Annotated in this window: 21 protein-coding genes; 4 read left to right on the top strand and 17 right to left on the bottom strand. The window is 61.6% G+C overall.

Features of this window, described 5'->3' with window-relative positions; all coding sequences use genetic code 11:
• Positions 1 to 276: 276 nt before the first annotated feature.
• Complete coding sequence (locus AC6HU3_RS03765; RefSeq protein ID WP_497474795.1) at positions 277 to 1053, top strand: class I SAM-dependent methyltransferase; 777 nt, start codon at positions 277 to 279, stop codon at positions 1051 to 1053.
• Here the strand turns inward: AC6HU3_RS03765 and AC6HU3_RS03770 are convergent.
• Positions 1045 to 2421 carry an MBL fold metallo-hydrolase RNA specificity domain-containing protein gene (locus AC6HU3_RS03770; protein WP_497474796.1) on the bottom strand — a complete coding sequence of 459 codons (1377 nt, stop codon included), beginning with the start codon at positions 2419 to 2421 and terminating at the stop codon, positions 1045 to 1047. The genes AC6HU3_RS03765 and AC6HU3_RS03770 overlap by 9 nt on opposite strands.
• Before the next feature lie 191 nt (positions 2422 to 2612).
• Between AC6HU3_RS03770 and AC6HU3_RS03775 the strand changes: the two genes are divergently transcribed.
• Positions 2613 to 2882, top strand: a complete 270-nt coding sequence (locus AC6HU3_RS03775; RefSeq protein ID WP_497474798.1) for an HU family DNA-binding protein — start codon at positions 2613 to 2615, stop codon at positions 2880 to 2882.
• A gap of 57 nt (positions 2883 to 2939) precedes the next feature.
• Positions 2940 to 3962: a hypothetical protein gene (locus AC6HU3_RS03780; RefSeq protein ID WP_497474799.1), complete on the top strand. Its 1023-nt coding sequence runs from the start codon at positions 2940 to 2942 to the stop codon at positions 3960 to 3962.
• Here AC6HU3_RS03780 and AC6HU3_RS03785 read toward each other — a convergent pair.
• The 16 genes from AC6HU3_RS03785 to AC6HU3_RS03860 form a co-directional block, all read right to left on the bottom strand.
• Positions 3959 to 5221 (bottom strand): dihydroorotase, encoded by a 1263-nt coding sequence (locus tag AC6HU3_RS03785; protein WP_497474800.1) that lies wholly within the window; start codon positions 5219 to 5221, stop codon positions 3959 to 3961. The two genes, AC6HU3_RS03780 and AC6HU3_RS03785, sit on opposite strands and share 4 nt — an antisense overlap.
• 1 nt (position 5222) lies before the next feature.
• Positions 5223 to 6158, bottom strand: coding sequence for an aspartate carbamoyltransferase catalytic subunit (locus tag AC6HU3_RS03790; protein WP_497474802.1), 936 nt, complete (start codon positions 6156 to 6158; stop codon positions 5223 to 5225).
• A 1-nt stretch (position 6159) separates the two neighbouring features.
• The gene (locus AC6HU3_RS03795; RefSeq protein ID WP_497474804.1) at positions 6160 to 6999 is read right to left on the bottom strand and encodes a DUF6588 family protein; all 840 of its coding nucleotides are present in this window, start codon (positions 6997 to 6999) and stop codon (positions 6160 to 6162) included.
• Positions 6996 to 7595, bottom strand: a complete 600-nt coding sequence (gene pth, locus AC6HU3_RS03800; RefSeq protein ID WP_497474806.1) for an aminoacyl-tRNA hydrolase — start codon at positions 7593 to 7595, stop codon at positions 6996 to 6998. The genes AC6HU3_RS03795 and pth overlap by 4 nt, the downstream gene beginning before the upstream one ends.
• A 26-nt stretch (positions 7596 to 7621) precedes the next feature.
• Entirely contained in the window at positions 7622 to 8263 is a 642-nt protein-coding gene (locus tag AC6HU3_RS03805) for a 50S ribosomal protein L25/general stress protein Ctc (RefSeq protein ID WP_497474808.1), read from the bottom strand.
• On the bottom strand, positions 8229 to 9272 hold the full coding sequence (locus AC6HU3_RS03810; RefSeq protein WP_497474809.1) for a TolB family protein: 1044 nt from the start codon (positions 9270 to 9272) through the stop codon (positions 8229 to 8231). Before AC6HU3_RS03810 ends, AC6HU3_RS03805 begins: the two co-directional genes overlap by 35 nt.
• An 83-nt stretch (positions 9273 to 9355) precedes the next feature.
• Complete coding sequence (locus tag AC6HU3_RS03815; protein ID WP_497474811.1) at positions 9356 to 10102, bottom strand: choice-of-anchor V domain-containing protein; 747 nt, start codon at positions 10100 to 10102, stop codon at positions 9356 to 9358.
• 13 nt (positions 10103 to 10115) lie between these two features.
• The gene (locus tag AC6HU3_RS03820) at positions 10116 to 10277 is read right to left on the bottom strand and encodes a hypothetical protein (protein ID WP_497474813.1); all 162 of its coding nucleotides are present in this window, start codon (positions 10275 to 10277) and stop codon (positions 10116 to 10118) included.
• Positions 10278 to 10519: 242 nt separating this feature from the next.
• Positions 10520 to 11008 (bottom strand): hypothetical protein, encoded by a 489-nt coding sequence (locus tag AC6HU3_RS03825; protein ID WP_497474815.1) that lies wholly within the window; start codon positions 11006 to 11008, stop codon positions 10520 to 10522.
• Complete coding sequence (locus AC6HU3_RS03830) at positions 11005 to 11583, bottom strand: hypothetical protein (protein ID WP_497474817.1); 579 nt, start codon at positions 11581 to 11583, stop codon at positions 11005 to 11007. The genes AC6HU3_RS03825 and AC6HU3_RS03830 overlap by 4 nt, the downstream gene beginning before the upstream one ends.
• Before the next feature lie 83 nt (positions 11584 to 11666).
• The gene (locus tag AC6HU3_RS03835) at positions 11667 to 12689 is read right to left on the bottom strand and encodes a hypothetical protein (RefSeq protein ID WP_497474819.1); all 1023 of its coding nucleotides are present in this window, start codon (positions 12687 to 12689) and stop codon (positions 11667 to 11669) included.
• Between the two features lie 13 nt (positions 12690 to 12702).
• Positions 12703 to 13650, bottom strand: a complete 948-nt coding sequence (gene truD, locus AC6HU3_RS03840; RefSeq protein ID WP_497474821.1) for a tRNA pseudouridine(13) synthase TruD — start codon at positions 13648 to 13650, stop codon at positions 12703 to 12705.
• Positions 13637 to 14899 carry a glycosyltransferase family 2 protein gene (locus tag AC6HU3_RS03845; protein WP_497474823.1) on the bottom strand — a complete coding sequence of 421 codons (1263 nt, stop codon included), beginning with the start codon at positions 14897 to 14899 and terminating at the stop codon, positions 13637 to 13639. Before AC6HU3_RS03845 ends, truD begins: the two co-directional genes overlap by 14 nt.
• Positions 14896 to 15717 carry an HAD-IIB family hydrolase gene (locus tag AC6HU3_RS03850; protein ID WP_497474825.1) on the bottom strand — a complete coding sequence of 274 codons (822 nt, stop codon included), beginning with the start codon at positions 15715 to 15717 and terminating at the stop codon, positions 14896 to 14898. Before AC6HU3_RS03850 ends, AC6HU3_RS03845 begins: the two co-directional genes overlap by 4 nt.
• 1 nt (position 15718) lies before the next feature.
• Positions 15719 to 16921 carry a glycosyltransferase family protein gene (locus AC6HU3_RS03855; protein WP_497474827.1) on the bottom strand — a complete coding sequence of 401 codons (1203 nt, stop codon included), beginning with the start codon at positions 16919 to 16921 and terminating at the stop codon, positions 15719 to 15721.
• 61 nt (positions 16922 to 16982) lie between these two features.
• Positions 16983 to 18194 (bottom strand): hypothetical protein, encoded by a 1212-nt coding sequence (locus AC6HU3_RS03860; protein WP_497474829.1) that lies wholly within the window; start codon positions 18192 to 18194, stop codon positions 16983 to 16985.
• A 256-nt stretch (positions 18195 to 18450) separates the two neighbouring features.
• Between AC6HU3_RS03860 and AC6HU3_RS03865 the strand changes: the two genes are divergently transcribed.
• Positions 18451 to 19425 (top strand): FIMAH domain-containing protein, encoded by a 975-nt coding sequence (locus AC6HU3_RS03865; protein WP_497474831.1) that lies wholly within the window; start codon positions 18451 to 18453, stop codon positions 19423 to 19425.
• Positions 19426 to 19436 lie beyond the last annotated feature (11 nt).

Genomic DNA, 19436 nt, shown 5'->3' on the forward strand with positions numbered 1-19436 from the left:
CTCGTTAGGCGACACCAGGCTCAGGTATCCCTGGTTTCGTATAACAGGTGCCGGCTCACTCCTGGGCATGTCTCGTATCCAGGATCCACCGTTGATGGAGCCCCTGATCGTTGGGATGACCGCCTACAAAATCTACACGCTGTTCAGATTCCATATTCCACCGGGACCTCTTGTCCCGGTGGACCGGAAACCCCGGACAGGGTGGGGGGCCAAATCCTTGTGCGGAGGTCAGCTGCTTTCTTGAATCACCCTGCCCCTTCCCGTATCCTTTCGCCCATGCCGTCGCTGGATCCAACCCGGGACGAGGTCTGGGACCGCTTCTGGAGCGGCCGGGACGCGTCGGAAATCTATCCGGCCGTCACCGATCTTCTGTATGAAATCCGCCGGGTGCTCCCCGATCCCCGGGGGGCCCGGATTCTGGAGGTGGGGGCGGGCACCGGTCGGGAGGGCCACACCCTGGCCCGGAAAGGGGCGCAGGTGGTGCTCCTGGATATCTCCCGGGAGGCCCTTCATCTTTCCCGGCGCATCTCCCGGGAACCGGCCTTCCTGCGGGCGGACGCCCTCCGCACACCCTTCCCCGACAACACCTTTGACCTGGTATATCACCAGGGACTTCTGGAACACTTCCAGGATCCCCTGCCCCTCCTCCGGGAAAACTTCCGGATTCTGAAACCCGGCGGGATCCTGGTGGTGGACGTCCCCCAGAAATACCACGTCTACACCCTTCTCAAGCACGCCCTGATGGCGGTGGGGAAGTGGTTCGCCGGATGGGAGACGGAGTTCTCCTATGGCGAACTACGGAAGGTGGTGCAGGAAGCGGGGTTTGAGGTTCTTCATGGCTGGGGTTATGGCATGCGTCCCGGCCTGGGCTATCGTCTCCTCCGGGAAGCCCTGAAGAAGGCCAGCATCCACCTGCCCCTCTATCCTTCTTTCGGCCCCCTCCGGCCGGTGATCCGGGGTTGGTGGCGCCTCACCCTGGCCCTGGAGCGAAAGGGGCTGGGCCCCTATGTGGGGGTGACGGTGGGTGTGGCCGCCCGAAAACCTTCAGAATAGCAGGGTTTCCCGGTAATGGGGCATGTCCACCCGGTGGCCCCGGGCCACCAGGCGATCCCGCAGCACCTCCATCTGGTCTTCTTCCCCGTGCACCAGGAAAATTCGGGGAGTGTTCTCAAACCGGCCGGACCAGGCCAGGAGTTCGTCCTGTCCCGCATGGGCGGAGAAACCGTTGATGGTGTAGATCCGCGCCCGAACCGCCACCGGTTGTCCATAGATATAGACTTCTCGCGCCCCTTCGATGATTTTTCTTCCCAGGGTTCCCCGGGCCTGATACCCCACCACCACAAGGCCCGTCTTTTCTTTCCAGAGGTTATGCTTCAGATGGTGCTTGATCCGCCCCCCGTTCATCATGCCGCTTCCCGCCAGGATGATGGCCCCGCCGTCCACCTCGTTGATCCGCTGGGAGGCCCGCACACTCCGGGTGAACTGGAGCCCTGGAAACTGAAAGAGGGACCGGCCTCTTTCACGGTGAACGTCCAGGGCCTCCAGATCAAAGCACTCCGGATGAGCGAGAAAGATCCGGGTGGCGTCAATGGCCAGGGGAGAGTCCAGGAACACGGGCACGGACGCGGGGACCTCACCCGTTTCTTTGAATTCCCGGAGGACATAGAGGATTTCCTGCGCCCGCTCCAGGGCAAAGGTGGGGATGAGGACATTGCCGCCTCGATCCAGCGTTTCCTGGATGGCCTGGAGAAACTCCCGCCGGGATTCCTCAAAGGGTTTGTGATTCCGTCCACCGTAGGTGCTTTCCAGAAACACCGCCTCGGGATCTTTCAGCACCGGCGCATCCGGGTCCCGCACAATGGGTTTGTTCCGATTCCCGAGATCTCCGGAGAACACCAGCCTGCGGGGGGCTTCCATCTCCACAAAGGCCGATCCCAGAATGTGGCCCGCATCCCGGAAGGTCATCACGAAAGGTCCCACCGTGAAGGTTTCTCCATACGCCACCGTTCGCCAGGGAAGGCGGAAGGTCTCCAGGACGTCTTCCACGTCATACAAAGGCTCCAGGGGCGGGAGGCCTGCCCGGGCACGGCGGCGGTTTTCATGATAGAGATCCTCTTCCTGGACGTGCGCAGCATCCAGGAGCATGATCCGGGCCAGGTCGAGGGTGGCGGAGGTGGCGATCACCTCTCCCCGGAATCCCTGGCGCACCAGCATGGGAAGACGGCCGATATGGTCCTGGTGGGCATGGGTGAGCACCACCGCCTGGATGTCCGAAGGCGGAACCGGCAGGGGATCCCGGCTGGCCTCCTCCATCTCCCCCTGGAACATTCCCGCATCCAGAAGGATCCGGGTGTCTCCCTCCTGCAGCAAATACATGGAACCGGTCACGGTTCGCGCGGCCCCGAGAAGCGTGAGTTCCATAATTCACCCCCTTGTGGTGGTGCCCTAAACGGTATAGCCCGGAGGCGGACGTGTCAACCAGGGACAAAACGCCTCTTCCCATCAGGGTTTTCGGACAGTCACCCCGGGCTTTCCCCCATCAGTTCTTGAAATTCCTGTGGGGGGTGCGTATAATTACCCGCGATCGGTCCCATGAAACGAGGAGGTTACCCATGAAGAAGCAGGATCTCGTGTCCAAAGTCGCCGCCCGTGCTGGGCTCCGGAAAAAGGATGCGGAGGCCGCCCTGGACGCCTTCGTGGAGGTGGTAAAAGAAGCCCTGAAGCGCGGGGATACCGTCCGCCTCGTGGGCTTCGGCACCTTCAAGGTCCAGGAGCGGAAAGCCCGCCGGGGCATCAACCCCCGGACCAAGAAGCCCATCCAGATCCCTGCCCGGAAGGTGCCCGTCTTCCGTCCTTCCCCGCGCTTCCGCGACGAGTTCTGAGTCTGAAGGTCCATCGGGGGAGGGGGAATCCCCTCCCCTTCCAGGTCCTGTTTCCCCATGATTTCTCGTGCCTGGGAAAGGGTATCCCTTTTTGTGGACACGGCCGATGAAATCGAGGGGGAAGGGCTGGCAGCGCGCCTGGCATCCCTGGGCTATGTTCCTCCCGACTCCCCTTCCCGCCGTGTGCCTCCCCCCATTCTCTCCCAGCCTCCCCGGGTTCTGATTCACCCCCAACAGCGCACCGAGGTCCGTGCCTACCCTTTTGGCGTCCTGGAAGTTTCCCTGCGGAGAACGCTTGGAACCGGCATCGCGGACCTCCATCGCACATGGCTCGCAGAGATCCCGGCCACCGTGTATGATCGCCTCCAGAACATCTTTCATCAGGTCATGGAGACGGGGGGCGATGCGTTCCGGGGGCACGGTTCAGGAGAGGAGGAGCTGTATCGGTTCGGGGTGATCGTCCCGGATCCCCCCATCCCGGTGGAACGGCTGTGGGACCAGCTTCCCCTGGTCAAGTGGCTGATGGGAGAAGATGAGGACTTCTCCCCGGAGATTCTGGAATCCGTCCGCCACGCCTCTTTTTCCTACACAGCCTTTGACCTCCTTCTGGTCGGGTGGGACCGGACCCTCCTGCTGGACCCCTGGGAAGAAACCGGGGTGCTGGATATCGTGGCCTATGCCCAGGCCCAGGACCTGGAACTTTCGGCCTTTGACCGGTATCTGGAACAGGAAACGGACCGCGTCCACGAAATCCTCCGGGGGCGCCGCCGGTTCTCCGGTCGGGATCTCCGGGAAATCCGGGAGTGGGCGCTCGACTTTCTGGAATCCCTGGATCGGATCCGGGGGGGCATCCAGCTCACCGAAGACCTCTACTATGCCCGGGTTTATGATCGCGCCCTCCGGGTGTTCGGTGTGCCCCCGCTTCAGGAAAGCCTTGAACGCCGCCTGCGCTATCTGGAAACCCTCCTGGAATTCCTGGAAAACCGCCAGCGGGACCGCCGCCTTGAACTCGTGGAGTGGGGCATTCTTCTCCTGATTCTTCTGGAAGTCCTTCTCTGGCTTCCGGAGATTCTGGGTTAGCTTTCCCGATAGGCGACTTTTCCCCCCGAAACGGTGAGCCGGACCACACCTTTCAGGGACGTCCCATGGAGGGGGTTGTTTTTTCCGCGGGAAAAGGTGTTTCGGGTGGTGGGTGTCCAGGTGGACGTCAGGTCCACCACCACCAGATCCGCCCGTTTCCCTTCCTCCAGCACCCCCCGATCCGTGAGCCCCAGAAGACGCGCCGGCCGGACGGTCATGGCCTCCACAAGGGTGGCAAGGGGCACCCCTCCCTGCTGGACCAGGAAGGTGTAGAGGGCGGAAAAGGCGAGATCCAGCCACGCGATGCCGAAGGGAGCCTCCAGCCAGTCAAACTCCTTCTCAAACACCGTGTGGGGAGCATGATCCGTCCCCATCACCACCCATGCCTCCCCGAGAACGCCCCGGAGGGCGTCCCGATCCGCTTCTTCCCGGATGGGAGGGTTGACCTTGTAGCGGGTGTCCAGCGTCTCCAGCACTTCATCCGTCCAGAGAAGGTGATGAGGGGTCACCTCGGCCGTCACCGCAAGTCCCTCCTCCACGGCCTTCCGGATATGGGCCAGGGAGGTCCCGGCGGAAACATGCTGGATGTGCAGACGCACCCCGGTGAGACGGGCCAGAGCAAGGTCCCGGACCACCGCAAGTTCCTCCGCCTCCCGGGGAATCCCCGGAAGTCCGAGTTTCAGGGCTCGCCGGCCCCAGTGCGCGACACCCTCCCGGTGCCAGCGGCGATCCTCCGCATGGGAAAAAACGGGTTTCCCCAGGGCAGCTGCCATGGCATAGGCCTGATAGGCCACATGGGCATCCTCCACCCAGGACCCGTCATCCGTGAAGGCCACCGCTCCCGCTTCCACAAGGAGGGGCATCTCGGTGATGGCCTTTCCCTTCCTTCCGAGGGTCAGACACGCCGCAAACCGCACGTCCACCGGGAGATTCCGGGCTTCCTCCACAAGTCCCCGGAGCAGTTCGGGGGAATCCAGGGGGGGATCGGTGTTGGGCATGGCCACGACGGTGGTGACCCCTCCGTGGGCCGCCGCCCGGGCCCCGGTCTCCAGGGTCTCCTTGTGCTCCTGTCCGGGGGTGCGAAGATGCACGTGGGGATCAATGAAACCGGGCAAAACCGTTCCTTCCATCTCCAGGAGTTCATCCGCCTCACCGGCGGGGATGTCTGGAGCCACCTTCAGGATCCGATCCTCTTCCCACAGCACCGACAGGGGATTCCCCGCAAGATCCACCGTGCCCCGAAGAAGTGTACGTGCCATCTCATCCCTCCAGCGGCGGAAGCAACAGATACAGAACGGCCATGCGCACGGCCACCCCGTGGGTGACCTGTTCCAGAATCAGCGTGTTCACCTCTTCCTCCACGCCCCGCTCGAGTTCCACCCCCCAGTTCACCGGTCCCGGATGCATGAGCACGCCCCGGATCTTCCGGGCCCGCTCCCGGGTGATGCCATAGAGGAGGTGATATTCCCGGAGACTTCCGAAAAAGGACGCCTCCAGCCGTTCCTTCTGGATCCGGAGAGCCATCACCGCATCCACGCTCTCGAGGAGATCGTTCTCCAGGCGGTGCACCACCCGGACGTTCCCGAGATCTTCAAAAGCCCGGGGCACCAGCGTGGGCGGCCCCACCAGAACCACCTCGGCCCCGAGGGTGGTGAGCCCGAAGATGTTGGACCGGGCCACGCGGGAGTGGAGGATATCCCCGACGATGGCCACCCGGAGCCCCTGAACATCCCCGAAGTGCTCCCGCAGGGTGAAGAGATCCAGGAGCGCCTGGGTGGGATGCTCGTGGGCTCCATCCCCGGCATTGATCACCGAAGTCCGGGTGTGACGGGCCAGCGCGTGGGGGACCCCGGGGGCCCGGTGGCGCACCACCACGGCGTCCACCCGCATCGCCTCCACGTTCCGCAGGGTATCCAGGAGGTTTTCCCCTTTCACCACAGAGGAAGATTTCGGTGAGATGCTCATGATATCCGCAGAAAGCCGTTTGGCCGCAAGATCAAAGGACGCCTGGGTCCGGGTGGACGGCTCAAAAAAGAGGTTCAGGATGGTTCGGCCCCGAAGGGTGGGGAGTTTGGGAATGGGCTGCTTCAGCACCTGGAGAAATCCCCGGGCGGTATCCAGGATGGCCAGGATATCCTCCCGGGGATAGCCCTCCAGTCCGAGAAGATGGCGGGAGGAGAGCTGCACCCGTTCCATCTCAGAGTCCGGCTTTCAGGCCCAGGGAAAACCCGGTCCGGTTTTTGAGGAGGCTCACCTCTCCCACCACTTTCACGAGGGGGAGGGGAGAAAGGAGCAGGCCGGCGTACATCCGGGTGTACCCCTGTTTCAGGAAGTCCTCGTTCAGGCTGCTGTATCCACCGTTGGGATCGGTTCGCCAGTCCACGGTGAGGTTCCCCCGCTCATAACCGATCCCGGCGTAGGGCGTGACAATGAGAAAGTTCTTGGACACGTCGAGCTGCATCCGCAACACGCTGGCCTTCATCCGCATGCCCACGTAATTGCTTCCTTCCTGATAGTCCGAAACCAGATCGCCCCACGAGGTATGGAAGACCGTGACCGACACGCCCGGCACGGGGGGAATCAGACGGTCTTTCAGAATTCCCACCTTCACACCGAACCCGAAACCCTGAGGGGTTTCCACGCTGGACCCCAGGGCGGAGAGTTTGATGGGCGGAAGGTACCGGACCAGGACATCCACTGCACCGATGCCCGAAAGGAGTCCAGGCACCAGGGAAAACCCGTCAAACACCCCCAGCTCAGCCTGAAAGTATGGGGAGAACAGCATCCCCTTGATCTCCTTCGTGGGGTCGGCAGGATTGACGGACGAAAAGCTCACCAGGTTGGCAGCCACACCCAGGTCAAAGTGGGGGATGGGGAAAGGTTTGCCATGGACGGTGGCCGAGGTCATGGTGCCCGATCCCACCAGGAAAAAGAAGGTTCGGGTGGCATCCTCCGCCAGGCTCCGCACCCCCTGCGGCGGGGTCTGGGCCTGGAGGGGCAGAACCAAGAGCATCACACCGAGAAGCCCTTTCCTCATGACAAAAGCCTCCTGTTTTCAGGGGTTTCATCCGGTGAATTCACAAGGCGCTGGGCCTCCTCCACCGCCCCGGCGGCGAGGAGTTTCAGACCCTCCAGGAAGCGGGGGAATGGCTCCACCAGGCGCTCCACCTCCTCCTCTCCAAAGGGCGCAAGGACAAAGTCCCGCAGCGGTACACCCGGAGGGACCGGTCCAATCCCGATCCGGAGGCGGGGAATGCGGTCATGCCCCAGGTGCTGGAGAACCGACGCCATCCCCCGGTGCCCCCCTGCAGATCCCTTGAGCCGCAGCCGGGCACGCCCGAGGGGAAGGGCCACATCGTCATACACCACCACCGTGCGCTCTGGCGCCCATTCCGGGAGGGACGCCGCCAGGATGGGAAGGATCTCCCCCGACAGATTCATCCAGGTGAGGGGTTTGACCCACACGAAACCATGGGCCCGGGCCACCAGCCCCCGGGGAATTTCAGGACGAAAGGCACGGGGAGACCCCACGGCCCAGTCCGCAAACATCCACCCGGCATTGTGGCGGGTGAAGACATAGTCTGCCCCCGGGTTCCCCAGGGCCAGAACCACCCAGACCGACGACCTTTTCACCCGGTGCGTCCCGAGAACGCCTGCGTTCAGGCCTCTCCGGTCCCCTCTCCACCGGCCGGAGGTGCCTCGGGCGCCTCCTCAGCGCCCTCTCCTTCCGCCGCTTCCGCCCGCGGTGCATGGATCACCACCACGGGCTCATCGGGATCCTCAAGAAGGATCACCCCCTCCGGCACCGGGATATCCCGGACATGGAGAACATCGCCCAGACCGAGGGAGCTCACATCCACCTCGATGTGGGGCGGAATCCGATCGGCGGGGGCGCGGAGGTCCACCTCATGAAGGAGGTGATCCAGCACACCTCCTGCCTTCACACCGGGGGCCTCACCCACCAGGACCACCGGAACGGTCACTTCCACCTCTTCGCCAGCGTGGACAATCTGGAAGTCCACATGAAGGACTTCGCCGGTCACGGGGTGAAACTGGACATCTTTCACAAACCCCTTGCGCACGTTCCCACCGATGGAGAGGTCCAGCACCACCACCTCACCGTGGAGCTCCCGCACGAGTTTCTCCATCACCTTCCGGTCCACCTGGACCAGAACGTTTTCCTCCCCGGCACCATACACGATCCCGGGGATTTTGCCCGCCCTGCGGAGTTTCCGGGCTCCGCCCTTTTTGCGGGCGGTCCGGAGTTCAAGGTTCAGGGTTGTGGTCTGGAGAGCCACCATGAATTGCCTCCTTGTTTTTCCACTCTGCGATGAAAATGTTGGCCAGATGAGGATTTTTGCTTCCACGGTTGGACGCCCACACCAGAAAGCGCCCATCGGGTGAGAACATGGGGAAAGAATTGAAGGTGCCTTCAAAGGTAATCCGTTCCAGGTTGGCCCCGTCAAAATCCACCGCCCACAGGTGGAAGGCCCGTCCGGACTGGTAATTCGACGCAAAGATGATGCGCTTTGTGCCGGGGAAGGGGAAGGGTGCAAAGTTCACGGCGTTGTTGTCGGTCACCTGCCAGAAGGTGTCCCGCTCCAGGTCATACACGAAGATCTGAAGAGGCACACCCTTCATGAGTCCTTTCGCAAGGAGGTCCCGGTATTCCGCAAGAGAGGCGGAATCTTCCGGATGCCATCCCCGATAGACGAGATACCGCCCATCCGCCGTGAAGAAGGCCCCTCCGTCGTATCCGGGCGTGTGGGTGACCCGCCGGGGTTTGCCCGTGTAGGGAGGATCCAGGATGTAGAGTTCCATGTCCCCCTCAAAGGTGGAGGTGAAGACCACCCGGCCGTCCGGGGCCACCGTGGCTTCCGCATCGTAGCCGGGACTGGAGAAGAACAACCGGGTTTCACCGGTCCGGATGTTCGTCACATAGATGTCGTAGTCATACAGGGGCCAGACATACGCCTTGAGTTCCGGATCAAACCGCCCACCCGGCAGGCACTCCGGACCGTGCTTTTCGTGGGTGGAGGAATAGATCACAAGCGAATCTCCGGGAAGGAAATAACTGCAGGTGGTCCGCCCCTTGCCGGTGGAAATCAGACGGGGAGCGGGGTTCTCCAGGTCCTCGATCAGGAAAATTTGATCGCAGGCAAAATCCCCGCGAACCGACTGGAAGGTGAGCTTTTTCCCATCAAAGGAAAAATAGGCCTCGGCGTTGTCTCCCTCGTGGGTCAGGGCCCGTATGTTTGCAAGATGGACCTCCCCCATCTGGGCGACCAGTGCCAGGAACCAGAGCATCATGGACAATTCCCCCTTGTGCGCGTCTGGCGCAAAGTATAGGGGACACCGCCCGCCCTTTCAAACGCGAAGGGTCTGGCACCCCTTCAGGGAATCACCACCCGGAGAGGACGGGTTGCCTCCGTTCTTTCCGCCTTCAGGATGTAAACGCCCCGGGGCAGACGCAGGATTTCCGACGGGAGAAGGGATGCCCGGGTGCGGAGACGCCCCGTGGATGCCTCAAAAACCGAGACAACCGAAGGCTCCCCCTCCAGCCGGATTCCTCCAGGAACCACCACGAACCGGAATTCCCGGGTCCGGGGGGTTTCCTGAACGCCTGTCACCTGGATAGGAACCGAGAGGGTGTAGATGGCATCCCCGGTGGCCAGTCCGTTTCCGTTGGCTCCGTTATAGGCGATGTACACGGTGACGTTCGCCGGACCGGACGGGGCGATCCACCGGAAGGACCAGGAGGCGGAATCCGTCTGCCCTGCAAACGTGCCCTGGGAGGTGTGCTTCACGTAGGTCCGGTTGTTGGCGGTGGACATCTGGGTGAGGGTGGGGTCCAGGAGCTCAAAGGTCCCCACGGTCACGCCGGAGGGATCGGGCGTGTCGAGGAGGGTGGCTTCAAACCCCCAGCGCTGGGCATCGGGGTCGGCAAGCAGGACGGTGAATTCCACCGTGTCGCCGGGGTTCACGGGGACGGTGTGAACGAACGACGGAGTGCCGTCCTGCGTCCCTCCACCGTGGCAGCCAACCTGACTGCACAGCCCTTCGCCCGGCGCTCCCGTGACGCCATCGGGCGGCCCGGAAGACCAGGCGATCATCAGTCCAACCATCATCCATGCGTGCATCCTTCCCTCCTTGTTAAGGGCTCAAGGTTTCAATCCACCGGCGAATCAGATCCACCTCCCGGGTGGAGAGCCTCTCGCCGGTGGGAGGCATCCGGCTTCCGCATTTGGCCGGATCGTCCGTGATCTTGAGATAAAGAAGAGATAGATCTGGAAATCCTGGTTTGACGCGCATCATGTTAGGGTCACAGGTAGAAGGTACATTTACGAGGTTTTGCTGTGCTTGACCGGGCTCTAAGGAAAGCCCCCCGTTGTTTCCATGGCATCTCACACAGTAGGCATCAAAAATCGGCTGGATGCACTGGGCGAAATCCACCTGGGTGTCACAGGCTTCCGGGAGGACCGGAGACTTTTTTGTCTGATTGCAGGCGAACAGGCCTGCGCCGATAGCGATGACCACCATCCACAGCCCCCTGCGTCTCACCATATCACCACCCCCACGGTGAGCAGGGTGGCCCCGGTGGCCGCCAGGGCCGCGTTCCGATGGGCGTAATACCGGTCAAATTCCGAAAGGGTGCGGGCCTGATAGGCAAAAACCCCGGCCGTCACATACAGGGCGGTGGCCGTCCAGGAAAGAAGGGCATGCACGTAATGCTTGCGCCGGCGCTTTTCGGGATCCATGGACAGGAGATTCCAGCTTCCCAGCAGGGCGTTGGTGGTGGCCAGACTCACCACCCCGTACCCCAGCACCCGATGGGTGTTCCGGAGAGGATCGGAAGGGGCGTTTCCACTTTCATAGACCGAAAGGGTGGCCCAGCCCAGGCCGGACTGAACCAGACTCGTCCCGAGCAGGGTATAGCCGATGATCCGGTGAATCTTGAACAGGGTGCTGTGGGAACGGGCTTCTTCCCAGATGGGCGTGGGCGCCGGAGGGGGGGCAAGCATGTGGAGAAGAAACAGCACCATCATGGCTCATCTTCCTTGTGAGGGAGAAACCGGAGGTCTCCGGTGAGGTGAAGGGTGTCGTCTGCCCGGGAAACCAGGCCTCCCAGAAGCCCCAGCCCCTTCACCCGGGGGGGATCCAGTCCGAGTTCGGTGAACCGGGTGCCCAGCGCCGTGCGGGCGATGAGGGTGTCTTCCTTTCGAATCAGATTCACCTCCTGGTTCGCAAACACCCTTGTGCAGTCCCGGACGGTAAGGGTGAGGGTCACCGGGAAGCGAAGGGAGTCCCGCTCACCGGAAAGCACGGTCTGGACGAATTCCGGTGCAGCCTGAACGGTGACGGTGATGAAGGGAAAGCGACGGTATTCCAGAATTCCCGCCACGTCCTGATCCCGCTGGAGGTTGCCGGAAGAAAACCGGACCACCGGGACATACAGCGTCCCCACCACCGCCGTGTCCCCCACCCACACGGTTCCCGAAACGTCCATGTTTTCGGCCCGGATTTCGTGGGGGATGAGGCCCGCCGCACTCCGGGCCACCGTCCAGTAGGTCACCGATCCTCCCACCACCTGAAACACCTGCGCCAGGATCCACCAGACCATCCGCCCCTCCTTAAATTTAAACCAAACTTCAAGATACACGCTGGAGGGGGATTTGTCAAGGGGGCGAATCCACCCGGATCTCTTCACCGGACGATATACTCCTCCCAGTTCTTGAGCAACCAGATGCCCGGGGGCAACCTCCACAGGTAGGCGGGACACGAGGCAGATTCCACCTCATCAGGTGCAGGTTCTGCCCACGGCTCCCAGGAGAAAAATACAATCCCCCGTCCGTGCTGTGGGACTTCGGCCCATACGGGGTGGCGAACCGTGGTCACCCCTTCCCACGGGACCTCCACCTCCACACCCGTATTCTCCTGTCGATCCCAGATCAGTAAACGCTTCCGCCATTCGCCGCGCCACCAGCCGACCTGATCCCCCACCACCCATCTTCCCTCCCACGGGTCAATAGAAGGGAAAAACCCGTACGGCATCTGCCACACCGAATCCCCATCCAGCGCATACCCCCGATAGGAATAGAAGCCGTACAGATCCACAAGATCCGCAACTTTCCATGCCGAGTCCTGACCCCGGTCGTAACGCCACACCCCCGGCGTACAGCGTGGGGTACCCATCGTATCCGCCTCATCGTAGGGGATCAAAGCCGCAAAAACCGACTGGCCATCCGGGCTGAACCGGGGATCCACCACCGGCAAATCACATCCCCAGGAAAGGGTATCCACCTGGCCTGAACCTGGACGAACGAGCAGGAGAAAAGGCAAAGGCCGGAACCAGAAAGGCTCCTGAACGCTCGCAACCACAAGCGTTTCTCCCTCGAAGAAGCCCACGTCATACATGTTCGCACAGAGGCTGTCGAAATCCCATACCCGAAAGGATTTTCCCGTTTGAAGGTCCTGGCTCCATAACTCAGGGGCGCAGGTGCAATCGCTCCGGCATTCACCGAGGAGGTAAAACAGCGTGTTTCCGTACACACGGGGGCGAAAGGGCAGCCAGCGAACGAACCCCCGGGTTGTATCAGGAGGTACCATGTAGATCAAATCCGGAGGAGGATCCGGAGGGGGAGGAGGGGGATCGCATACCCGGGGTTCCTTGCACTGCAACCCCATTGCCAGCATCCCTACGAGGAGGAGTCCCACCATCCGCCGCATCCGTGACCTCCCGTTACTCCACCACCCGGTATCCCAGGTGTTCCAGCAGGACGGTGGCATACGCCCCCGAAGGGAGCACCACCTCCAGGCCGTCTTCCCGGGGAATAACCGCTTCGGGGAAGGCGATCACCGCCCGGCGGGTGCCCCGGACGGGGAGGCGCTGCAGCACCTCCGGTGTGAGCCCGGCTTCCTCCAGGACGTCGCGCTCCAGTTCTCCCGGCGCACCCCCAGCAGGGGCCTCTTTCTTTCCCGGGAGGAGATGGGTGGGGACGCGGTCCGGGCGAACGTCCACCGCCTCTCCTTCATAAAGATAGGGCCTCCCACCGGGACGACGGACCACCCGGTCACCGGGGAGGACCTTCCGGAGCCATCCCCGTCCTTCCCGGAGGTCCACCATCCGGTTGAAGCACCACGCCTGAAACACCGAGAGGAGAAAGCGGGTTTCAAACCGCCGGGGGATACGTTCCCCACGGGCAATCCGATCCACCAGATTCCGCGCCCGTTCCAGGTTGTCCCGGGCAAAACGCTGGGGGCCATACCGGTTGGGAAACCCCTGCATCTGAAGGTCCACCACCTCCCCCGGCGAAAGGCGGATCCCGCGGAGAACGAACCGGTTGGCCCGGACCTTCCCGGGACGGAGTTTGTGCCGGTGGGGACGGATTTCCAGGACCTCCACCCCCAGATCTTCCAGGATCTTTCGGGCCCGGACTTCATGGTCCCGATGCACCGAAAGCCACTGAATCACCGTGGCATCCCGATCCTTCAGTCCCGCATAGCCCAGCGCCCCCACGGGGATTTCTTTTCTCAAACGGGACAGAAGGGAGGAGGTGGACCGCCCGGCCATGCAGATCCGGAGAAACCGGTGTTCCCCTTCGCCGGAGGGGTGAAAGGGGAGACGTTCCTCCACGTGGAAGGTGGACGGGGTTTTGACGAACACCCGCCGGGGATCAGGAGACTTCACGCTTTGCCCGTTTCCACCTGCGAATCAGATAGGGCTTCATCTCCTCAAAAATCAGTGCCTGCTCCTCAAAATAGCCTTCCACCTCCTCATCCGGAAGGTCCCGGAGTTCCGTCACCAGGGAGGCCACCCGGGCGTTGTAGAGGGGAACCATCAGGTCCACAAGTTTCAGGCGCTGACGGGGCGCCTCGTGATAAGCCACCGCAAAGTCATACACCACCCGGACCCACAGTTCGGGAGGGAAATGAAAATCCTCTGGCGGGAGGGAAGCCAGCTGGCGGATCTGCCTGTAGGCCTCTCTCCCCACGATCTGGCGCCACACCGGACCGAAATTTTTGAGGCCCAGCCGGAAGTATTCCAGGAGAGCTGGCACGCTGATCTCAAAGGGCTCGGGTTTTCCTGCAATGGGATAGGGGCGCAAAAGGGGGACCTCCTCACTCCCCCGGATGTGCATCCAGAAGGACTCGTGCACCTCCATCAGGGAAAAGATGGTCCCCACCACCTGACGGAACATGGGAGTGAGGTGTTCGGCCGGGTCTTTCACATCGTGGATCTTCACGCCGAGATAGGTCTGCACCACCCGGAATCCCCGGACAATGGCCATGGTGGTGAGCCAGATGTCCACACCGAACCGGGCCACGTCCGTCATCCACACGTCCTCCTCCTCCACGCACGCCCGCACGAGGGGACGGGAAAGGGCAAAATCCCCCCCGATGGGCTGGCGAATCCGCTTGCCAAACAGGGCACGGGTGAGGTTATAGGCGATGGTGTTGGTGATGGTCCCGTCCAGGCGATACCGGGCATAATAGGGGGCCACGAAATCGTAGCCGTGCTCCAGCACGGGTTCCACAAGGTTGGGAATCCATTCAGGCGTGATGGACCGGAGATCCGCATCCAGCAGGACCACCAGCCGGGCCTTCAGGATCACCGCCGCCTCAAAAATCGCCCGCACCGCACTCCCTTTCCCCGGAAGCCCCCGATAGATGGTTACGATCTTTTCGTTCTCAAAGGTCGTGGTGTCCACCTCCGAGGCCACTTCCCGGGTGTCGTCCACCGATCCCCCGTCGGAAACCACAATCAAACTGCGCATGCGGGGATAATAGCGGGAAAGGCCCTGAGCCGCGGTGGCGACCACGTGTCCGATGGTGTCCTGGGCGTTATAGGAGGGAATCCCGACCACGATGTCCGCTTCCCCCATCTGCTCGATCCGGCGGCGGGCCTGATCCCGCAGCGCCGTGGAAAATCGTCTCATCCTTCCACTCCTGTCTCCTTGAGAATCCGTTGAACGCCCTCAATCCACCCCTCGGGGGGCAGGGTCTCCACCCGGGGGAATCCCCGTTCCCGAAGGAGGGGATGCCGCCCGATCACCATGGGGAACTCCACCGCCTCCAGAAGGGAAAGGTCGTTGGGTGCGTTTCCCAGACCGGCGGTGACCCACTCCACGTCCGGAAAGGCCCGGGAGAATACCTCCACAAGCCACCGGACGGCTTCCCCCTTTCCGGCGCGCATACCGATGATGTGGTCAAATCGATCTCCCCGGAGGATCCGGAAGCCCCGGGCTTCCGCCCGCAACGCGATCACCGGACGGAGATGGGGCTTGAGCACCACGAAGGGTTCGGAAAACTCCCTTGCCCGCATGGCCTGGATTTTCTCCGGAGGGAGGCCGGTGAGGCGCACCACCTCTTCATCGTCCATGTCCGACAGGGGGATGAGGGCATCCTCCCCCACCTCTTCCAGGATTTTCCGGAGGGCCCGGAGGGCCTCTTCATGCGGAACCCCGAGGATCCGGACCCGATAGGGGCCATACTGGGCGAGATCCACTCGATCGTGGAGGGGCGAAGAAGGCGGAATAAACACAGCACTGCCGTTTTCCACCACGAACGCCCCCAGCTCCCCCACCCGCTCCACCAGATCCTCCACCTCGATCCGGGTTTTGCTCGTCGTGGGGATCACCCAGTGGCCCCTGCGGGCAAGATCCCGGATCACCGGAATCGCCGCATCATAGGCATAGGTCACGGGATGCATCAGCGTCCCGTCCAGATCCGTGAAGATGAGGAGTCGGCGAGGCATCTCACACAAGGTCCCGCAGGGGTTCCTCCAGCGCTTCCCGAAGAGCGTCCAGCACACCTCCCAGGGCCACATCCACCCGCCGCCAGCTCGGGATCATGGGTGAACCGAAAGGATAGCGGTGAAAATCCTCAAAGGCATAGGTCAACGCCTCGGCAAAGGACTCCACGGCGGAAAGCTCTGAATGGAGATCATAGGTCAGCCCATTCATCCGGGCGAGGGACTCATACACCCCCACAAGCTCCCGGGCCTCGGTGAGATAGGTGAGTTTGAGGGTGTGGAAAAACTCCTCGTTCAGGACAAGCCCCTGGGCGGCAAGCTGGGTGAAGAAGGTCCGGGCAATGTCGGCCACCATCTTGAGAAGTCCCGAACGGGCGTCGGTGCCCACCTGCTGGTGCTTGTGGTCATACCGGTGGGTGAGTTCCACCTGGCACACCCGGTGAGGGGGAAGGAGGCGATAGATCTCCGCCAGGATGCCCACCTCAATCCCCCAGTCCGAGGGAAACCGGATTTCCCGGGCGATGTCCAGCACGGTGGCAAATTCCCCGGACAGGGGATAGCGAAAATCGCCCATATAGGAGAGAAAAGGAAGGTCCCCGAAAATCTCCCGCAGGGAATGCACGAAGGGGAAATAGAAGAGCCGGACCACCCGTCCGAAGAGGCGGTCTTTGTACCGGGCATAGAAACCTTTGGCAAATTGATACCGGAGCACCATGACGGGGAAAAGGAGCCGGGCGAGAAAGGCCCGATCATAGGTCAGGATGTCTGCATCGTGAAAGGCAAGGACATCCACCTCTTCCGTGGCGAGCACATAGCCCAGGGCCGTCCACACCGCCTGTCCCTTGCCCCGGGGTCCCACGGGGAGGGTTTTTTCCACCTCCGCGATGATGGCCCGGACGGCGGGGTTGTCGTTCCAGAGGAGAACGGCTTTCTCCCCCAGGGGGGCCACCACTTCCAGCGCCTGATAGAACTCCTGGCGGTTCGCCCGGTCCAGGGAGATATACACGCGATGGACATAGGGGATGTCGGACAGGACCTCAATGATCCCCTGCATGGCGGGGCTCACCAGATCCGAATACAGCGCGGGGATGATGACGCCGGCCCGCGTTCTCCGGGAGGCCCGGATCAACCGCTCTTCCATCTCCGGGAGGGCGTCCCCCCGGAGGATGGTGAAGGTGGGCACCCGGTTCTGAAAGAAGTCCGCCATATATTTCAATTATAGGCCGACCGCCCCGAACCATCCGGCGGGACCACGACGCTCTGCCCTTTCAGAGCCCCCTCATGCAGGACCCGTTCCATCCCTTCCCCAGAAACGGACGTAGGGGCTCCTGCCTGCAGGGATCGAATCTCACGGTTTTTGCTGCTCTCATACCGTGCAAAGAAGGAAGGTCTCCCGCATAGGGAACATAGGCAAGATAGGAACCCTCAAGGCCCACAAGAAATCCCTCCGGACCGGCGTGAAAAGAAGACACCCAGCCAATTCCGCTCCAGAGGTCCCGGGAAGACATTTCCTGGCCGGTGCGCAGATCCAGCTGGACATACCGCAGGGATGCGGAATCCAGCACCAGGGCACCGGCAAAGGACCCGCCGGGCGGGATGTCCACCATGCGGTAGGGGACGTTGTCCCGTTCCCAGAGGACGCGAAAGGCTCCCAGATCGAAATAGAAGAGGGTCCAATCAGAGAAGCCTTCCCGGATAAGAAACCCGTTCTCACCCTCCACGACACTGACCCAGGGACTTTGTCCATAGCCCAGCGTGGTCTCGGCGAGCACCTGACCTGAAGCCGTGAGTTTCATGATCCAGAGAGAGTCTGCAGCACTGGAGTCCCCCGTACTCCCCAGATATCCGAACCCACCGGATGAGGGAATCAGAATGCCACCGCCGCTGTATGCATGTCGATTTCGATGATACCGATGGAACCACACCTGATGGTACGTTCCCGATGTCCGTTCGAGATACGCCAGGAAGGCAGTGGAGGAATCCGCCCGGATCCAGGAGGTTCCGGCCACCAGAAACCCGCCACTCCAGGGGATGACGTCTGCAAATGCGCAGTTGTATCCTTCCGGATCCCTCACGATGAGACTGTCCTCAAGCCTTCCATCTTGTCCGAGAAGATAGATCCTGCACTGTGTGGGATCCAGGTTAAGAGGAACGGCCAGAAAGCCCCTGCTCCATGGCACGATCCAGTAAGAGATTTCTGGAGGAAGGGTGGTGATGGGCTGGAACGTTTTCCACGTACCTTCCATCGAAAGAATTCCCACGAAAAAAAGGTTCTCCGAAAAAATCCCGAACCGTCCGGACACCGCGATACCCGATGGGAGAAAGGCGACTTCCTGCAATTCCAGCTCATGGCCGCTGGAGTCGGGCGCCACAAGGGGAATGACCCATCCCGAGGGAAGACCAGGCGGACGGGTGGTTCGATCGCACTGCGCCCCTAGCACCCCGAGACCCACCAGAATCACCGCATACGACCGCTTCATCGTGATCCTCCTGGCTTCATCGTGAAGACTCTTGGATCATACCCAGAGGATAACCCGACATCTGCGGACGTTCACCGGCGATGGGACCATAGATCAGGAGACCGCACCGGCAAACGCAAGGTCATCCAATGGATCCACGGACGGGACGCGGAAAATTTCCCGCAAAATGAGGGCGGGAACTAGGGGGCCATATCCCGGCGCTCCTTGACAAACCGTCAGGGGAAGGCTATGCTCATTTCGTGAACAAGGGGTTGCCATGAGGTACGGATGGCCCTTCTCGTTAGTGGGAGGGTTTTTCATTTCTTTTCCGGCGAGGGCTCAGGAAGGGGATTCAGCGTTTCTCTATATCCTCCCCATTGTGGACAGCTTTGATCTTGAAGTTCGGGTCGAAGCGGTGAAGGAAACGGTGATTCAGGAGCCTCTCCGGATGGAAGTGCTGGAGATTCGCCAAAACGCTGCACGTTCCCATGGGCCTTTGCCAGAGGTGGAGGTGACAGACACCGACAGCGTGCGGTTTGTGTACCGGTATAGGATTTACAATCGTCCGAAAAGCAGACAACCCGTGATCACGTTTGAGATCCCGCGATTTTCTACAAATGGAGATGTTCAGGTCTATTTTTACAGACTCGGCAAAGCATGGTGTGAAGGTGCAAGCGGACCTCCTACACTGGATACGGCAGCCACGGCTTTCTGGACACTGATCCACTCGCCACTCCTACCTGGGGAAAGCCTGGGAGGATTTGTGTTTTTAAGCCCTGATTTGCCGGACATCAGCTGGTGGCATGCGGAAGGGAAAGATCTGAATCCTGTAACCCGTGGAACGCCCATCATGACGGAAGGCGCAGAGCAACTTCTTGATTCGGTGTATTATGGCAAAACACCTTTTGGCCCTGGCAAATACGGGCGGACGGTGGGGCCGGGACTGTTGCCGCCGCAGTCCTTGGACTCCATGGCCATTCACCTCCAGATCCGGAACGACACGGCTTTCGCCATCGGGTGGATGAGTGAACGGGCGTATGATCGTCTTGCCCGGCTTCTTCAGCAGGCCCTTCGCTGGGCACGGGAAGAACGCCTGGACCGCTATCGCGCCACGCTGGAGCGGTTTCTCAGCACCCTGGAGCGTCTTCACAACCAGGGACACGTTCGGGACGAGGCGTTTTACGTTTTGTATTACCGCGCCCGGTATATCCTGAACCATCTCCCCTACTCCGAAGGTCCACCCTGCAGGTGAAGATTGCCCTG

It is taken from the genome of Caldifarcimen microaerophilum (assembly GCF_055387105.1).

Coding starts and splice junctions, on each gene's coding strand:
- AC6HU3_RS03765 (WP_497474795.1), top strand. CDS start 277: ATGCCGTCGCTGGATCCAACCCGGGACGAGGTCTGGGACCGCTTCTGG.
- AC6HU3_RS03770 (WP_497474796.1), bottom strand. CDS start 2,421: ATGGAACTCACGCTTCTCGGGGCCGCGCGAACCGTGACCGGTTCCATG.
- AC6HU3_RS03775 (WP_497474798.1), top strand. CDS start 2,613: ATGAAGAAGCAGGATCTCGTGTCCAAAGTCGCCGCCCGTGCTGGGCTC.
- AC6HU3_RS03780 (WP_497474799.1), top strand. CDS start 2,940: ATGATTTCTCGTGCCTGGGAAAGGGTATCCCTTTTTGTGGACACGGCC.
- AC6HU3_RS03785 (WP_497474800.1), bottom strand. CDS start 5,221: ATGGCACGTACACTTCTTCGGGGCACGGTGGATCTTGCGGGGAATCCC.
- AC6HU3_RS03790 (WP_497474802.1), bottom strand. CDS start 6,158: ATGGAACGGGTGCAGCTCTCCTCCCGCCATCTTCTCGGACTGGAGGGC.
- AC6HU3_RS03795 (WP_497474804.1), bottom strand. CDS start 6,999: ATGAGGAAAGGGCTTCTCGGTGTGATGCTCTTGGTTCTGCCCCTCCAG.
- AC6HU3_RS03805 (WP_497474808.1), bottom strand. CDS start 8,263: ATGGTGGCTCTCCAGACCACAACCCTGAACCTTGAACTCCGGACCGCC.
- AC6HU3_RS03810 (WP_497474809.1), bottom strand. CDS start 9,272: ATGATGCTCTGGTTCCTGGCACTGGTCGCCCAGATGGGGGAGGTCCAT.
- AC6HU3_RS03815 (WP_497474811.1), bottom strand. CDS start 10,102: ATGCACGCATGGATGATGGTTGGACTGATGATCGCCTGGTCTTCCGGG.
- AC6HU3_RS03820 (WP_497474813.1), bottom strand. CDS start 10,277: ATGATGCGCGTCAAACCAGGATTTCCAGATCTATCTCTTCTTTATCTC.
- AC6HU3_RS03825 (WP_497474815.1), bottom strand. CDS start 11,008: ATGATGGTGCTGTTTCTTCTCCACATGCTTGCCCCCCCTCCGGCGCCC.
- AC6HU3_RS03830 (WP_497474817.1), bottom strand. CDS start 11,583: ATGGTCTGGTGGATCCTGGCGCAGGTGTTTCAGGTGGTGGGAGGATCG.
- AC6HU3_RS03835 (WP_497474819.1), bottom strand. CDS start 12,689: ATGCGGCGGATGGTGGGACTCCTCCTCGTAGGGATGCTGGCAATGGGG.
- AC6HU3_RS03845 (WP_497474823.1), bottom strand. CDS start 14,899: ATGAGACGATTTTCCACGGCGCTGCGGGATCAGGCCCGCCGCCGGATC.
- AC6HU3_RS03850 (WP_497474825.1), bottom strand. CDS start 15,717: ATGCCTCGCCGACTCCTCATCTTCACGGATCTGGACGGGACGCTGATG.
- AC6HU3_RS03855 (WP_497474827.1), bottom strand. CDS start 16,921: ATGGCGGACTTCTTTCAGAACCGGGTGCCCACCTTCACCATCCTCCGG.
- AC6HU3_RS03860 (WP_497474829.1), bottom strand. CDS start 18,194: ATGAAGCGGTCGTATGCGGTGATTCTGGTGGGTCTCGGGGTGCTAGGG.
- AC6HU3_RS03865 (WP_497474831.1), top strand. CDS start 18,451: ATGAGGTACGGATGGCCCTTCTCGTTAGTGGGAGGGTTTTTCATTTCT.